18 protein-coding genes are annotated in these 15,254 nt (G+C 61.1%); 11 read left to right on the top strand and 7 right to left on the bottom strand.

The genetic code is table 11. The features are described from left to right. Positions 1 to 7 precede the first annotated feature (7 nt). From AC07UR_RS22550 to AC07UR_RS22530, 5 genes are all read left to right on the top strand, one after another. On the top strand, positions 8 to 712 hold the full coding sequence (locus AC07UR_RS22550; RefSeq protein WP_209791270.1) for a metal-dependent hydrolase: 705 nt from the start codon (positions 8 to 10) through the stop codon (positions 710 to 712). A 110-nt stretch (positions 713 to 822) separates the two neighbouring features. Then, the gene (gene gatC, locus AC07UR_RS22545) at positions 823 to 1,110 is read left to right on the top strand and encodes an Asp-tRNA(Asn)/Glu-tRNA(Gln) amidotransferase subunit GatC (protein ID WP_053247080.1); all 288 of its coding nucleotides are present in this window, start codon (positions 823 to 825) and stop codon (positions 1,108 to 1,110) included. A 52-nt stretch (positions 1,111 to 1,162) separates the two neighbouring features. Next, positions 1,163 to 2,644 carry an Asp-tRNA(Asn)/Glu-tRNA(Gln) amidotransferase subunit GatA gene (gatA, locus tag AC07UR_RS22540; RefSeq protein WP_173419709.1) on the top strand — a complete coding sequence of 494 codons (1,482 nt, stop codon included), beginning with the start codon at positions 1,163 to 1,165 and terminating at the stop codon, positions 2,642 to 2,644. Positions 2,645 to 2,757: 113 nt separating this feature from the next. Then, a complete protein-coding gene (locus tag AC07UR_RS22535) occupies positions 2,758 to 3,261 on the top strand; it encodes a GNAT family N-acetyltransferase (RefSeq protein WP_173419710.1) in 504 nt (167 codons plus the stop codon). A 120-nt stretch (positions 3,262 to 3,381) separates the two neighbouring features. Then, positions 3,382 to 4,848 (top strand): GGDEF domain-containing protein, encoded by a 1,467-nt coding sequence (locus tag AC07UR_RS22530; protein WP_209791271.1) that lies wholly within the window; start codon positions 3,382 to 3,384, stop codon positions 4,846 to 4,848. Between the two features lie 39 nt (positions 4,849 to 4,887). On the opposite strand, the gene AC07UR_RS22525 is transcribed toward AC07UR_RS22530, so the two are convergent. Continuing rightward, complete coding sequence (locus AC07UR_RS22525) at positions 4,888 to 5,142, bottom strand: YjhX family toxin (RefSeq protein ID WP_173419712.1); 255 nt, start codon at positions 5,140 to 5,142, stop codon at positions 4,888 to 4,890. Between the two features lie 175 nt (positions 5,143 to 5,317). Continuing rightward, positions 5,318 to 5,629, bottom strand: coding sequence for a DUF1294 domain-containing protein (locus AC07UR_RS22520; protein WP_209791272.1), 312 nt, complete (start codon positions 5,627 to 5,629; stop codon positions 5,318 to 5,320). A gap of 149 nt (positions 5,630 to 5,778) precedes the next feature. On the opposite strand from AC07UR_RS22520, the gene gatB reads away from it, so the two are divergent. From gatB to AC07UR_RS22495, 5 genes are all read left to right on the top strand, one after another. Beyond that, positions 5,779 to 7,281 carry an Asp-tRNA(Asn)/Glu-tRNA(Gln) amidotransferase subunit GatB gene (gatB, locus tag AC07UR_RS22515; protein ID WP_173419714.1) on the top strand — a complete coding sequence of 501 codons (1,503 nt, stop codon included), beginning with the start codon at positions 5,779 to 5,781 and terminating at the stop codon, positions 7,279 to 7,281. A gap of 3 nt (positions 7,282 to 7,284) precedes the next feature. Beyond that, positions 7,285 to 7,782, top strand: a complete 498-nt coding sequence (locus AC07UR_RS22510; RefSeq protein WP_209791273.1) for a GNAT family N-acetyltransferase — start codon at positions 7,285 to 7,287, stop codon at positions 7,780 to 7,782. Positions 7,783 to 7,927: 145 nt separating this feature from the next. Beyond that, positions 7,928 to 8,398 (top strand): GNAT family N-acetyltransferase, encoded by a 471-nt coding sequence (locus tag AC07UR_RS22505; protein WP_209791274.1) that lies wholly within the window; start codon positions 7,928 to 7,930, stop codon positions 8,396 to 8,398. Positions 8,399 to 8,506: 108 nt separating this feature from the next. After that, the gene (locus AC07UR_RS22500; protein ID WP_025426633.1) at positions 8,507 to 8,902 is read left to right on the top strand and encodes an NADH:ubiquinone oxidoreductase subunit NDUFA12; all 396 of its coding nucleotides are present in this window, start codon (positions 8,507 to 8,509) and stop codon (positions 8,900 to 8,902) included. A 129-nt stretch (positions 8,903 to 9,031) separates the two neighbouring features. Beyond that, positions 9,032 to 9,484, top strand: coding sequence for a DUF2155 domain-containing protein (locus AC07UR_RS22495; protein WP_209791275.1), 453 nt, complete (start codon positions 9,032 to 9,034; stop codon positions 9,482 to 9,484). A gap of 356 nt (positions 9,485 to 9,840) precedes the next feature. Here the strand turns inward: AC07UR_RS22495 and aat are convergent, their stop codons facing one another. The 5 genes from aat to AC07UR_RS22470 all read right to left on the bottom strand — a co-directional run bounded on the left by aat (position 9,841) and on the right by AC07UR_RS22470 (position 13,641). Further along, positions 9,841 to 10,455 (bottom strand): leucyl/phenylalanyl-tRNA--protein transferase, encoded by a 615-nt coding sequence (gene aat, locus AC07UR_RS22490; protein ID WP_209791276.1) that lies wholly within the window; start codon positions 10,453 to 10,455, stop codon positions 9,841 to 9,843. Between the two features lie 9 nt (positions 10,456 to 10,464). Next, entirely contained in the window at positions 10,465 to 11,808 is a 1,344-nt protein-coding gene (gene accC / locus AC07UR_RS22485) for an acetyl-CoA carboxylase biotin carboxylase subunit (protein ID WP_173419719.1), read from the bottom strand. Positions 11,809 to 11,820: 12 nt separating this feature from the next. Then, a complete protein-coding gene (accB, locus tag AC07UR_RS22480) occupies positions 11,821 to 12,285 on the bottom strand; it encodes an acetyl-CoA carboxylase biotin carboxyl carrier protein (protein ID WP_173419720.1) in 465 nt (154 codons plus the stop codon). A gap of 23 nt (positions 12,286 to 12,308) precedes the next feature. Further along, positions 12,309 to 12,755 carry a type II 3-dehydroquinate dehydratase gene (gene aroQ, locus AC07UR_RS22475; protein ID WP_173419721.1) on the bottom strand — a complete coding sequence of 149 codons (447 nt, stop codon included), beginning with the start codon at positions 12,753 to 12,755 and terminating at the stop codon, positions 12,309 to 12,311. Between the two features lie 118 nt (positions 12,756 to 12,873). Then, the gene (locus AC07UR_RS22470; RefSeq protein ID WP_209791277.1) at positions 12,874 to 13,641 is read right to left on the bottom strand and encodes a DsbA family protein; all 768 of its coding nucleotides are present in this window, start codon (positions 13,639 to 13,641) and stop codon (positions 12,874 to 12,876) included. 300 nt (positions 13,642 to 13,941) lie between these two features. Between AC07UR_RS22470 and AC07UR_RS22465 the strand changes: the two genes are divergently transcribed. Then, positions 13,942 to 15,054, top strand: coding sequence for a pyridoxal phosphate-dependent aminotransferase (locus AC07UR_RS22465; RefSeq protein ID WP_412728394.1), 1,113 nt, complete (start codon positions 13,942 to 13,944; stop codon positions 15,052 to 15,054). The last annotated feature ends 200 nt before the right edge of the window (positions 15,055 to 15,254 follow it).

Genomic DNA, 15,254 nt, shown 5'->3' with positions numbered 1-15,254 from the left:
GAATGTCATGAAGATCAAATGGCTCGGCCATTCCGCCTTTCACATCGAAACGGCAACGTCGAAGATCCTGATCGATCCCTTCTTCACCGGCAATCCGGCGTTCCTCGACAGTGAACGCAAGGAGGTAACGGCGGGGCTCACCCATATTCTCCTGACGCACGGTCATGGCGACCATGTCGGTGACACCGTCGCGATTGCCAAGGAAACGGGAGCGGTGGTCGTTGCCAACTTCGATCTCTGCATGTGGCTCGGTCGCCAGGGTATTTCGGCGATGGAGCCCGGGAACACCGGCGGTACCATCCATCTCCCAGGCTTTTCCGCCACGTTCGTCAATGCGCTGCATTCCTCGGCGCAGATTACCGAAGACGGCGTTTCGCATTCGCTCGGCAACGCCAACGGCCTCGTCCTGCATTTCGAGGACGAGCCGACGCTCTATCACATGGGTGACACCGACATTTTCTCCGACATGGCGCTGATCGAAGAATTGCACGAGCCCCAGATCGGGCTTGTTCCGATCGGTGACCGTTTCACCATGGGCGGTGCTGTCGCAGCACTCGCGTGCCAGCGCTATTTCAAGTTCTCGACCGCCATTCCCTGCCATTACGGATCCTTCCCGATCATCGACCAGACGCCGGAAAACTTTGTCGTCGGCATGGACAGCGCCTCGACCAAAGTCGCGACACCAGTCATTGGCGGCATCGTGACCGTCTGACTGCAAAGCCCGTCGGCACTGCGGCAGGCGCGCGATCGGGCGATTCCCCCGTTGCGCGCCTCGCCGCGCACCATTATAGCGGGGGAAAGTTCCAGAGACCGGAGACGACCATGTCCGTAGACCTTGCCACCGTGAAGCGCGTCGCGCGCCTCGCCCGCATCGCCGTCAGTGAAGATGAAGCCACGCGGATGGTGGGCGAAATCAACGGCATCCTTGGTTTCGTCGAGCAGCTCTCGGAAGTGAATGTCGATGGCGTCGAGCCCATGACGTCGGTGACGCCGATGGAGATGAAGAAGCGACTGGACGTCGTGTCCGACGGCAGCAAGGCCGACGACATCGTCGCCAATGCTCCCAATACCGATCGCAACTTCTTCCTCGTCCCGAAGGTCGTCGAGTAATCCGACCGCCTGCCGCCCCGACGTACCCGATTTGCGAAAGCCCGATTTCACCATGACCGAACTCACCAGCCTGACGATTGCCGAAGCCCGCACCAAGCTTGCCGGCAAGGAAATCACCGCCGTTGAACTGACCGACGCCTATATCGCGGCGATCGATAGCGCCAACGAAGCGATCAATGCCTATATTGCCGTCACGCCCGACAAGGCGCGCGAAATGGCCAAGGCTTCGGACGCGCGCATCGCCGCCGGCAAGGCTGGCGCACTCGAAGGCATTCCGCTGGGGATCAAGGATCTCTTCGGTACCGAAGGCGTGCACACCCAAGCCTGCAGCCACATTCTCGATGGCTTCGCCCCGCGTTACGAATCGACCGTGACCCAGAACCTCTGGAACGATGGCGCGGTCATGCTCGGCAAGCTCAACATGGACGAGTTCGCCATGGGCTCTTCCAACGAGACCTCCTATTACGGTGCCGTGAAGAACCCCTGGCGCGCCAAGGGCTCGAACCTCGACCTGGTCCCTGGCGGCTCGTCCGGTGGTTCTGCGGCGGCCGTGGCTGCGCATCTGTGCGCCGGTGCGACGGCAACCGATACCGGCGGCTCCATCCGTCAGCCGGCGGCCTTCACCGGCACCGTCGGTATTAAGCCGACCTATGGCCGCTGCTCGCGCTGGGGCGTCGTCGCCTTCGCGTCGTCGCTGGATCAGGCCGGCCCGATTGCCCGTGACGTGCGAGACGCGGCAATCCTTCTGAAGTCGATGGCAAGCGTCGACGCCAAGGACACCACTTCCGTCGATCTGCCGGTGCCGAACTACGAAGCCTCGATCGGCCAGTCGATCAAGGGTATGAAGATCGGCATTCCCCGCGAGTACCGCGTCGAGGGCATGCCGGAAGAGATCGAAGCCCTTTGGCAGCAGGGCATCGCCTGGCTGAAGGACGCCGGTGCCGAGATCGTCGACATCACCCTGCCGCACACCAAATATGCCTTGCCGGCCTACTATATCGTCGCTCCGGCCGAAGCGTCTTCGAACCTTGCCCGCTACGACGGCGTTCGCTACGGCCTGCGCGTCGACGGCAAGGATATCGTCGACATGTACGAAAAGACCCGGGCCGCCGGCTTCGGCCAGGAGGTCAAGCGCCGCATCATGATCGGCACCTACGTGCTGTCCGCCGGCTACTACGACGCCTACTACCTGCGCGCCCAGAAGGTTCGCACGCTGATCAAGCGTGACTTCGAACTGGCTTTCCATGCGGGTGTCGACGCGATTCTGACGCCGGCCACTCCGTCGTCCGCGTTCGGCATCGCCGACGAGGATCTCGCATCCGATCCGGTCAAGATGTACCTCAACGACATCTTCACGGTGACGGTCAACATGGCCGGTCTGCCGGGTATCGCCGTTCCCGGCGGCGTTGATCACAAGGGCCTGCCGCTCGGCCTGCAACTGATCGGCAAGCCGTTCGAGGAAGAGACCCTGTTCAAGACGGCGCATGTCATCGAACAGGCAGCCGGCCGCTTCACGCCGACCAAGTGGTGGTAATGCGTTGAAGGCGCAGCACCGCGTGTGCTGCGCCGCAATCGCGGCGACTGGCTCGGTCGCAAGCGCCGTGATCTACTGCGCAATGCGCCGTGGTGGCGCGCAGGAGCCGCATCGTGCCTTTGATCCGTCATGCCCGCCAGGATGAGGTCGGCGCTCTGATCGCCATCGGCCTGCGCGCCTGGGAGGGCGCGATCACAGGTCTTGCGGATGTGGGCCGGATGCGGCGCCTGGCGGAGAACGCCTTCGCCGACTTTCTTTCCACTCACTGGCTTGCCGTTTCACTGGTCGAGGTTGAGGGCAGGCCGCGTGGCTGGGCAGCCCGGGAAAACTTCGACGAGAGCATTTCCGACCTTTGGATCGAGCCCGAAGCCCAGCGGCGGGGGCATGGCGGTCATCTGCTCGCAGATCTCGAACGTCGCATCGCAAGCGACGGCTTCGAAGCCGCGCAAACCAGGACACATGCCCAGAACACTGCAGCCATCAGCTTCTTCCGCAAGCACGGCTATGGCGTCAGCTGGCTATCGACCGCCTATGCGCCGAAGCTGGACCGGGATGTCGAATTCATTGGCTTGAGCAAGCCGCTGGCGGCCACCGATCCCGACCTCTACGGCCGCTGAGCCGAGAAGACATGATGTTTTCTGCGAGATTTGGCCCCCGACCGAATATTCACCTCGCATTCATTCGACCCATGAAATATTAGGGGTATTGAAACTACGTGGCGACGCAGGGACCGTTCGTTGCAGATCTTCGAGAATACCGTAGAGCAATCGGCGTTTTATCGATCATCCGTTCGTCCGCTATGGATCGTCGGCCTCGGCCTGGTGGTCTTTGCCGCCTGCCTGCTCGGTATTTTCAGCCGGCCTTTCGGCATGCTCGCTTCCGTATGGCCGGCCAATGCCATCCTGCTCGGGTTGCTGGTGCGTCATCCCTCGTTGAGCACACCAACCGCGTGGATATGCGCAGCGCTGGCCTACCTCATGGCCGACCTGCTGACGGGCTCGAGCCTTGGCGCCGCCGTCGCCCTCAATGCTGCCAATCTGGTCGGTGTCGGTGTCGGCTACATCCTCTTCATGCGCCTTTCCACCGAACATCGTCACCTGCGTCGCCCCCTTGCCGTGCTCTACATGTTTTCGATCTCGGCAATCGCCGGCGCCAGCGCGTCGATTGTCGGCGCACTCGCGGTCGCGCACTACTTCGGCGAGCCGATTTCACGCGCCCTTGTCGCCTGGTTGACGACCGAGCTGGTCAACTACGTCGTCATCCTGCCGGTGTTTTTGGCCATGCCGCCATTCGCCGACAGACATCGGGTTGTGTCTGCGACGGGCGTCAAACCTTGGCCGGTCGTTTCTCTGGCGGCGTCCTGTGCCGCGGCGCTGCTGATCGGCGGTCCGGGAGCGATCGCATTTCCGGTGCCGTCGTTGCTTTGGTGCGCTTTGACCTACCGTCTCTTTGCCGTCACAGTGCTGATGGCAATCGCCTGCATGCTGGCGCAGGTTGCCGTAGCGTCGGGCGTGTTGCATCTTGGGGTCGACCGTCTCGCCGAGGCCACACTCCTCTCGTCCCGTCTTGGTATCACGCTTCTGGCGCTTGGGCCGCTGACGGTGGCAAGCATCGATGCCGCGCGCCGAACCTTGATCGCCCGGCTGTCCCACGCGGTCGACTATGATTTCCTGACGCAATGCCTTGCCCGTGCCGCCTTCATGGTGCGTGCGTCGGCGTTGATCGAGGCCGAAAATCGGAAAACACCGATCTTCGCCATGATGCTGGATATCGATCGCTTCAAGGTGATCAACGATACTCATGGTCATGCGGCAGGCGATCGCGTGTTGCAGGCCGTGGCGGTGACAGTCCGCATGGCGCTGCGCTCCGACGACCTCTTTGGCAGGCTCGGCGGGGAAGAGTTCGCGATCCTTCTTGTCCGGCAGACGCCAGCGAATGCCAACCGCGTCGCCGAGCGGATCTTGGCCGCCATCCGCGCACTCAAAGTCGACCTTGAGAATGGCGAGACGCTGTCTGTGACAGCCAGCATCGGCATTGCCGAACGGCTGCCGACCGGCCCTGAACTTGAGGGTCTGCTGTCGCAGGCCGACAGGGCTCTCTATATCGCCAAGGCGGAGGGGCGCGATCGTATCCGCGCCTTCGCCGATGGCACGTCCGCCGCCGGTGCGACCGCCGCTCGCTTCGACGCCGCGCGCCAACAATGACGCGCAGCGCCGGCCGGTTATCTTCGCCAGTCTGTCCGGCTACCGATTGTTGAGTTCCGACCGGACGAGGCGCAAGCCTCGCTCGGTGATGCGATAGGGTCTGCCTGCTGACGACGAGATCGCCTTCTTGCGCTTCAGCTTGCGGAAGAGTTCGAGGTCGAAACCCGGATAGACCCATCCGTCGCGCGTGAAGCATCTGATCTCGATGATCGTCTTGTCGTCGCGGGTGATTTCAATGCGGCCGCCCTGGGCCAAATGATGGAGAATGCGCTGCTCAGCGCGTGAGATATCCATGTCTGAATGTTCCGGAATAGCGTTCGTAAGAACGCACAAAAACGTTCCGCAAATCTTGGGAAAAGCGGGGTTACGTTTCCGGCCCGTGCGCGCAATCTTTAGGAGAAAGCGGGCAGGGGCCCTTACCGGGACTCAGACGATGAGAACATCAAAACTCCATTCGAACGAACGCTTCCTAAAAGAGACTGGCGAGGGCGTCAAGAGTTCCGCTCGCAAAGATTGCGCAGGCGACCGACACAATCATCTGAAAAAGGACGATCAGGATGAGATGTGTTCGAAACGGCTCCTTGCGTGTCTTGTGTCTGAAGACATGTCGACCGGCCATGGCGCCTATGCTGCCGCCGAAAAATGCCGATTGCAGCAACGTTCGCTCGCGGATCCGGCGCCAGCCTGATCGCGCTGCGTGCTTGTCGTACCAGAACTGGCAGAAGCTCGTGATGTTGATCGCGACAAGGAAGCACAGGAGGCTGGTAGCGGTGAGCGGCATATTCGCCTTTTGCCATACAGGGCGCTAAGCGTCGGTTAAAGCGTGTGCCACGCCATCACTTGGCGGCTGATCGCCCCTAACAACTTGCACCGTTGCGGCAATTGCTCTACCGAGAAACCAAGAATTCAGGCTTCAAAGAAGAGCATGATATGAGCATTGTCGACGTCCGCACCCCCGATTCCAAACGCTTCATCCCCGGCGCCACCGGTGACTGGGAAGTCATCATCGGCATGGAGGTCCATGCCCAGGTGCTTTCCAATTCGAAGCTCTTTTCGGGTGCTTCGACCGAATTCGGCAAGCCGGCGAACGCCAACGTGTCGCTGGTCGATGCGGCCATGCCCGGCATGCTGCCCGTCATCAACGAAGAATGCGTCAAGCAGGCGGTGCGCACCGGCCTCGGCCTCAAGGCCGTGATCAACAACCGCTCGATCTTCGACCGCAAGAACTACTTCTACCCCGACCTGCCGCAGGGCTATCAGATCTCGCAGTTCAAGGATCCGATCGTCGGCGAGGGACAGATCATCATTTCCGTCGGGCCGGATCGCCAGGGCCAGTTCGAAGACGTCGAGATCGGCATCGAGCGCCTGCACCTCGAGCAGGATGCCGGCAAGTCGATGCATGACCAGCACCCGTCGATGTCCTATGTCGACCTCAACCGTTCCGGCGTGGCGCTGATGGAAATCGTCTCCAAGCCCGATATGCGCTCGTCCGACGAGGCCAAGGCCTACATGACCAAGCTGCGCTCGATCGTGCGCTACCTTGGCACCTGCGATGGGAACATGGATGAAGGCTCGATGCGCGCCGACGTCAACGTCTCGGTCCGCCGCCCGGGCGAAGGCTTCGGCACCCGTTGCGAAATCAAGAACGTCAACTCCATCCGCTTCATCGGCCAGGCGATCGAGTACGAAGCACGCCGCCAGATCGGCATTCTGGAAGACGGCGGCTCCATCGACCAGGAAACCCGTTTGTTCGACCCGAACAAGGGTGAGACGCGCTCGATGCGCTCGAAGGAAGATGCGCATGACTATCGCTACTTCCCGGATCCGGATCTGCTGCCGCTCGAATTCGATCAGGCTTTCGTCGACGCGCTGAAGGCCGATCTGCCGGAATTGCCCGACGACAAGAAGGAACGCTTTGTCAGCGCCATGGGCCTGTCGGTCTACGATGCTTCGGTGCTGGTGTCGGAAAAGTCGATTGCCGACTATTTCGAGGCGGTCGCCGAAGGCCGTGATGGCAAGATCGCCGCAAACTGGGTCATCAACGACCTGCTCGGCGCCTTGAACAAAGCCGGCAAAGCCATTGAAGAGACTCCGGTTTCCCCGGCCCAGTTGGGCGGCATCATCGATCTCATCAAGGCCGAGACGATCTCCGGCAAGATTGCCAAGGATCTCTTCGAGATCGTCTGGAACGAAGGTGGAAATCCCGCCGAGATCGTCGAAGCACGCGGCATGAAGCAGGTGACGGACACCGGCGCCATCGAGAAGGCGGTTGACGAGATCATCGCCGCCAACCCGGATCAGGTCGCCAAGGTGCAGGCAAAACCGTCGCTGGCCGGCTGGTTCGTCGGCCAGGTGATGAAGTCGACCGGCGGTAAGGCCAATCCGCAGGCCGTTCAGGCTCTGGTCAAGGCCAAGCTCGGCATCGAGGAATAAGCGGTGTTCTTCGTCCGAACGGCGAGCGAGCGCGATCTGGAGAAGGTTCGCGCGCTGCTCGTCGAGACGTGGCACGCGACCTATGACACATACTATGGCGTCGAGAAGGTCAACGAACTGACAGGGCGCTGGCATTCGCTGCCGGCGTTGAAGGCCCGGTTGGAGCGCAAGGACGCGGAATTCCTCGTGGCCGACGACGGTCGCAGTATCGGCGGCATGGGGTATGCATCCATGTCCGACACGTTGAAGAAGACCGTGATGCTCCATCAGCTTTACGTTCTGCCGAAACTCCAGGGTCAGGGTATCGGACGCGATATTTTCGCCGAACTCGAAACCTGCTTCCCGGATGCAGAACGCATGCGGGTCGAAGTCGAGCCGCAGAACCTTCATGCCCTTGCATTCTATCGGGCTCACGGCTTCAACGAAGTCGGTCAAGTCAGCAATTGCGGCGACGAGCAGTCGGGGCTTCCGGCGCTCATTCTCGAGAAACCGCTCTCCTGACGCTTGCTTGCTCCCGATGCAGGTGCTTGTGAGCGGCGGTTTGTCATGGGTTGTGGAAAAGATTGCGTACGGCGTTGGCTGTCACGAGACCGTATCCTTGTGATGATTGACGCTTGGCGCTGATTTCCAGGCCGCCGGAGACCACATGGACGCGACAGTAGACTTCGATATCCGCAGGGCCGAACTGGCCGATCTTCCTGATATCATCGCGCTCTTTGCTGCCGACGAGGTTGGCGGGCATGGAGATACGACCGAGCCCGAAGCTTTCGCTGACTATCTTGCCGCTTTCGCGCGCATTGACACTTCCTCGCTTCAAACTCTCTACGTCGCCTGTCTCGGTGATGATGTCGTCGGCACGTTTCAGACAACACTGCTGACATCGCTTTCGGGGCGAGGGAAGCCAAGACTGCTGATCGAGGCCGTGCAGACCCGTGTAGATATGCGCGGCCGCGGCATCGGCGAACGCATGATGCGCCATGCGATCGAGCGGGCGCGTGAGGCGGGGGCCGCAAAGGTGCAACTCGCCTCGAACGCGACGCGCGCGGCGGCGCACCGATTCTATGAGCGTCTCGGTTTTGTGCGCAGCCATTTCGGCTTTCACATGCCGTTGAAATGACCGTCTTTACCTCGGAAAGACTGGACAAGGCTGGAGTGGCGGGGCATAAGCGGGGACATAGTTTTGGTATCCGGCCGCCTTCCCAACGGTCGGTTGAGGACCGCATCCATGAAGCTCCTGCTGCAGATTTTCACCTGGTGGAACCAACAGACGATCGGAACGCGCTTTCATACCTGGCGTAACGGCCAGCGTGTCGGCGAAGACGAGCTCGGCAACGTGTATTACCAGGGCGGCAAGGACTCCGAAGGCCGCACGCGCCGCTGGGTGATCTACAACGGCTATGCCGAGGCCTCGGCTATTCCGGCTGGCTGGCACGGCTGGATGCATCACCGCACCGACGTTTCGCCGGCTGACGAGAAGTACGTCGCCCGCGAGTGGCAGAAGCCGCACCGCCCGAACCCGACCGGCACGGCCAACGCCTACAGGCCGCAGGGTTCGATCGCCGGGACCGGTGCACGTCCGCGCGTAACGGGCGACTACGATGCCTGGACGCCGGGTTCCTGAGACGCTTGACGTCGGACAAGCGTGCGCCGCTTCACCAAATGGTCCTGTGACCACGGGGCGGCCACATTTCATGTTTAGCGCCTGATATCCATCAACGGTGAATGCAAGGCGCGCGGGAGACAGGCGGGAATGGCGGGTTCTTATCTGCGGAAAACAATCGGCCAGATGTCGAGCCAGCTCTGTGTCGCTGCGCTTGCCGCGCTGCCGATGGTAGCCTCGACCGGTACGGCCGAGGCCGCGCGGATTAACAATCCCGTCGCCGTGTTTTCCGGCATCGACAAGATCACCGGCCGTATCACCACCTTCGACGTCTATATCGGTGAGACCGTCCAGTTCGGCGCCCTGCAGGTAACGCCACGCGTCTGCTACAACAGGGACGACACCGAAGCGCAGAAGATCACGACTTTCGTTGAGGTCGACGAAATCACCCTCGACCGCAAGATCAGGCGGATCTTTACCGGCTGGATGTTTGCTGACAGCCCCGGTCTCAATGCCGTCGAGCACCCCGTCTACGACGTCTGGCTGCAGTCCTGCAAGGCGACGTCGGACCTGCCGCCGCCGGATACGGCTTCCAAGAAATAATCTTGCCTGCCGAGCGCCCTTTAACGCGGCCGCGTTATCTCTCAATTTTTCTGTGCCGACGCCATTATCCGGTGCGCTTGAGTGAGCGCGTTGAAGGGGGCGGGTAAGCACTCCTGCCGGTACCACGTCGCTTACGTTGGCATCGGGTGTACCGAGACCAACCATGTGCAGCATCTTGCAAGTTCAGCGAGATGGCATCCGCAAAGAAATCCGTCAAAACAAAGCGATAGAGCGTTTGCACGACTCATTTTGTGAGCGGACTTCGCTCTGCGTGACGTATCAATGCAACGCGATTGAGAAGGGTCGAGACGGGTGAAAAGCGGCGTTCGCATTAGAGGCTCAGGTAGATGATGAGCTCAAAACGTTAGATCGGGCGAGTTCATCGCATCGGCGAGCATGATTTCATACTCGGCCTTCGGCACGTCGATTGCGCCGAACGATTTCAGATGCTCCGTGGTGAACTGGGTGTCGAGCAGCTCAAAGCCTTTGGCGCGAAGCCGTTCCACCAGATGCACGAGGCAGATCTTCGACGCGTCGGTGCGTCTGGAGAACATGCTTTCGCCAAAGAATGCAGAGCCGAGGGAGACACCGTAGAGCCCACCGACCAGCGCGCCGTCCTCCCAGGCTTCGACGCTGTGTGCGTAGCCCATGGAGTGAAGCGTGGCGTAGAGGGCGCGGATCTTGCTGTTGATCCAGGTCGTCGGCCGATCGGGTGCCGGCGCGGCACAACCTTCCATGACGGCCTCGAAGGCAGTGTTGAAGCGGATGTCTAAGTGGCTCTTGCGGATTGTCTTTGCGAGGCTGCGCGAGACGTGAAAGCCATCGAGCGGGATGACGCCGCGGATTTCCGGCTCGACCCAGAAGAGTTCCGGGTCGTCTGCCGAATCGGCCATCGGAAACAGGCCTATGGAATAGGCGCGCAGCAGCATGTCCGGTGTTACGTCGGGTTGCTTGCTGCGCGTCCCTTTCAATGCACGGTCCTATTCGGACGTCGTGGCCAGATGATGCTCCAGCCAATGGATGTCGTAATCGCCGTTCGCGATGTCCTGATTGTTGATCAGGTCCTGGAACAGCGGCAGCGTCGTCTTGATGCCGTCGATGACGAATTCGTCGAGCACGCGACGAAGGCGCATCATGCATTCGACGCGCGTGCGGCCATGGACGATGAGCTTGCCGATCAGGCTGTCGTAGTAGGGCGGGATCCGGTAGCCCTGATAGGCGCCCGAATCGACGCGAACGCCGAGACCGCCCGGTGCGTGGAAATGCGTGATCGTGCCCGGAGAGGGGACGAAGGTGCGCGGATCCTCAGCGTTGATGCGGCACTCGATCGCGTGACCGGAAAACACGATGTCTTCCTGCTTGACCGAAAGTCCGCCACCCGATGCGACGCGGATCTGCTCGTGCACCAGGTCGATGCCGGTGATCGCCTCGGTGATCGGGTGTTCCACCTGCAGACGGGTGTTCATTTCGATGAAATAGAACTCGCCGTTCTCGTAGAGGAACTCGATCGTGCCTGCGCCGCGGTACTTCAGCTTGCGCATGGCATCGGCGCAGACTTCGCCGATCTTCATGCGCTGCTCGACGTTGAGGGCCGGGGAGTTCGCCTCTTCCCAGACCTTCTGGTGGCGCCGCTGCAACGAGCAGTCGCGCTCGCCGAGATGGATCGCATTGCCTTCGCCGTCGCCGACGATCTGGATTTCGATGTGGCGCGGCTTGCCGAGATACTTTTCCATGTAAACGGCGTCATTGCCGAAGGCGGCAAGCGCCTCGGAACGAGCGGTCGAAACGGCCTCTTCGAGTTCGGCTTCGGTCTTTGCGACCTTCATGCCGCGGCCGCCGCCGCCGGCGGTTGCCTTGATCAGGACCGGGAAGCCGATCTTGCGCGCCACTTCGAGCGCATTTTCCGGGCGCACTTCGCCGTCGGAGCCTGGAACCACGGGGATGCCAAGCTCCTGCGCCGTCTTCTTGGCGGTGATCTTGTCGCCCATGATGCGGATATGTTCCGCGGTCGGCCCAATGAAGGTGATGTCGTGCGCTTCGAGGATTTCGGCGAACTTGGCGTTTTCTGACAGGAAGCCGTAGCCCGGGTGCACGGCATCAGCGCCGGTGATTTCGCAGGCGGCGACGATCTGGTGAATGTTCAGATAGCTATCGCGCGACGGCGGAGGACCGATGCAGACGCTTTCGTCGGCGAGGCGCACGTGCATGGCGTCGCTGTCGGCCGTGGAGTGGACGGCCACCGTCGCGATGCCGAGCTCCTTACAGGCGCGCAGCACGCGAAGGGCGATTTCGCCGCGATTGGCAATGAGAATTTTCGAGATCATCGCAGCGCCGCCTTATTCGATTACGATCAGCGGCTCGCCATATTCGACGGGGGCTGCGTCCTGGACGAAGATTTCGGTCACCTTGCCCGAACGCGGGGCAGGGATCTGGTTCATGGTCTTCATCGCTTCGATGATCAGGACCGTCTGGCCTTCCTTGACCACGGTGCCAACCTCGATGAACGGGCGGGCGCCTGGAGCGGGTGCCAGATAGGCCGTGCCGACCATGGGAGCCGTTACGGCATTCTTGGAGGTGCGGCTGGTTTCCGCCGGTGCGGCGACAGCGGCCGGCTGCGCAGCGTGGACCGCCGGCTGAGCCTGATAGGCCGGCATCGAGACGGCGACCGGGGTGCCGGCGCGCGATACGCGGATGCGAAGATCTTCCTGCTCCACTTCGATCTCGGTGAGATCCGTGTCGTTCAGGATATTGGCGAGATCGCGGATCAGCGCCTGGTCGATACCGGGTTTCTTGTCAGCCATGGGATATGAGCCTCGTGTTCTTTTTATTTCGACGTTTCTGTCAGGTTCTTTAGCGCATGCAGCGCCAGAATGTAACTCTGCGCGCCGAAACCACAGATAACGCCTTTGACCGCAGGTGCGATCATCGACTTGTGGCGGAATTCTTCACGCGCGTGGATGTTGGAAAGATGCAGTTCGACCACCGGGATGCCAATGGCGCGGATGGCATCGTGCAGCGCGATCGACGTATGACCGTAGGCCGCAGGATTGATTGCGACACCAGCGGCCTTTTCGCCGGCCTCGTGCAGCCAGTCGACCAGCGTGCCTTCATGGTTGGATTGTCGAAAATCGACTTCCAGTCCCAATGCCTTGCCTTCCGTGGTGCACAGTGCCTCGATGTCGGCGAGTGTCTGGCCGCCATAGATCCCCGGTTCGCGCTTGCCGAGCGCATTCAGGTTGGGGCCGTTCAGCACGAAAATTTTGGTGGGCATGCGGGATTCCGGTCCAGTGATAGAGGGTTACCTATAGACTGCTGGTCCCGCGAGGAAAAGCCCTTTGGGTCCTCGCGGGATTTGTCCACAGTTGGGACAGGTCGTTGAGTGCAGGCGCTCAGCAGGCGGTCTTGCCGCAGCTGCGCATGTTGGCCACTTTGGTGCTGATTTCTTCGGCGCCGACGGCACCGAAGACCGCCTCGTTGCCGATGACATAGGACGGCGTGCCGGTGATGCCGAGATCGTTGGCAAGGCTATAGGCCTCGCGCACGGCCGCGTCATGCGGCTCCTTTTCCATCTTGGCCCGCAGCTGCTTTTCGGTGACGCCGAGCTTGCCGGCAACGGCAATCGCCGTTTCCTCGGTTGCACGGTCCTCACCACCGAGCAAGGCCCGGTGGAACTCGCCAAATTTCTCCGGCGCGACGAGCCGGAAGGCGGCGCTGACCTTATGGGCAGCAAGCGAATCCGGACCGAGGATCGGCAATTCCTTCAGCACGAAGCGGACATTCTTGTCCTTGGTGAGGATATCTTCCATGTCGGTCAGTGCACGTTTGCAGTAGCCGCAATTGTAGTCGTAGAACTCGACGACCGTGACGTCTCCATCAGGATTGCCAAGGACCATGTCGTACTTGGAATTGAAGATCGCCTTCTTGTTCTCGGAGATCGCGCCTTCGGCGGCTTCCTGCTGCTTTGCGCGCTGCTTGTTCGCGAGCGCCTCCTGAACCTCGAGCATGATCTCGGGGTTGGCAAGCAGGTATTCCTTGATGAAGGCGCCAAACTCGTCTTTCTGCTTCTGGTCGAGCGCGAGCGCGTTTTGCGGCAAGCTGACCCCTGCCATGAGCGCGGCGAGCGCCCCGGCGGCAATCATTTTCGTGCTGAAATTCATTTTTACCTCGTTGTCTCTGCCTGCCCTGTCTGTCGTCCATGTCGCGATACGGCGTCAATGCGCGCGTGTAAAAGACAACAGGATTCTCCAACACCGCAACACGCGGGCAGCATAGGGTGGCCCCCGGTGAAACGAAACGGCAAAATCGGCGGAAATACGGCGCTCGCGGACTTGTGAAGCCTTTGGCGATCGGGCAAAGGGGCCGAATGGAGTATCAGCGTAGGTTGATACGCGCCGCTTCTTGAGGATATTGCCTTGGTGGAATTGTCGAACCGCAGCGCCGTCGAACCCTTTCATGCCATGGACGTGCTCGCGGAGGCCACGCGCCGCCGCGACGCCGGTCACCCGGTGATTTCAATGGCCGTTGGCCAACCGGCGCACCCGGCGCCGAAGGCTGCTCTCGATGCGGCACGCAAGGCGCTCGAACATGGCCGTCTCGGCTATACCGATGCGCTCGGCACGCTGTCGCTGAGAACTGCCATCGCCGCGCATTATCACAAGCGCCATGGCATCGCGCTCGATCCGCAACGCATCGCGGTGACCACCGGCTCGTCGGCCGGTTTCAACCTGGCTTTCCTCGCGCTCTTCGATCCCGGCGATTGCGTGGCGATCGCGCGGCCCGGCTATCCCGCTTATCGCAACATTCTTGCAGCCCTCGGCCTGACGGTCGTCGAGGTGGAAGCCAATGCCGAAAGCGGCTTCACGCTGACGCCTGAAAACCTGGCGCGGGCTGCTGCCAAGATCGGGCGACCGTTGAAGGGCGTTCTTCTGGCAAGCCCGGCCAATCCGACGGGCACGGTGACGGGCAGGGCGGGTCTCAAGGCGCTCGCCGACTATTGCCGCACTGAGAACATCGCCTTCATCTCGGACGAGATCTATCACGGACTGACTTTTGCCGGCGAGGAGGCAAGCGCTCTGGAGGTCACCGACGACGTCGTCGTCATCAATTCCTTTTCCAAATATTATTGCATGACCGGCTGGCGAATCGGCTGGATGGTGCTGCCGGAAAAGCAGGTTCGAGGCTTCGAGCGCATCGCCCAGAGCCTTTACATCTCGCCACCGGAATTGTCACAGATCGCTGCCGAGGCGGCACTTGGTGCGCAGGTCGAACTCGACGGTTACAAGGCAGCCTATGCCGCCAATCGTGAAATGCTGCTGAAGCGCCTGCCGGAGATTGGCTTCACCATCGCTTCGCCCATGGATGGTGCCTTTTACGCCTATGCGGATGTCAGCCGCTTTACCAATGACAGCATGGCATTCGCCCGCCGGATGCTGGCTGAAATCAACGTGGCTGCGACACCGGGCTTCGATTTCGATCCACTCGAAGGGCATCGGACGATGCGGTTCTCCTATGCCGGATCGACAGGAGACATGGTCGAAGCCGTGGACCGCCTTGCCCGCTGGATTTCCTGAGTTTAAGTCATTTCAGGCGCTTGCGGCCGCTGGCGGATTCACTTTGACAGCGCCTTGATTCAAATTCTGAGGCAAACAGCCACCTGAAGCTTTCGTGAACGCGCGCGGAGATTTCGCGACGACGACATACGCGAGAACCGGAGCATCAGGTCCTGTTGGGCCGCAGCGCACTCTCGCCATGGTCGCGGCGCACGCTCGCT

The sequence above is a fragment of the Ensifer sp. GW821-FHT05G01 genome, assembly GCF_059419585.1.
Note: the sequence above shows the minus strand (reverse complement) of the source record. Positions and strands in the feature narration are given on the sequence as shown.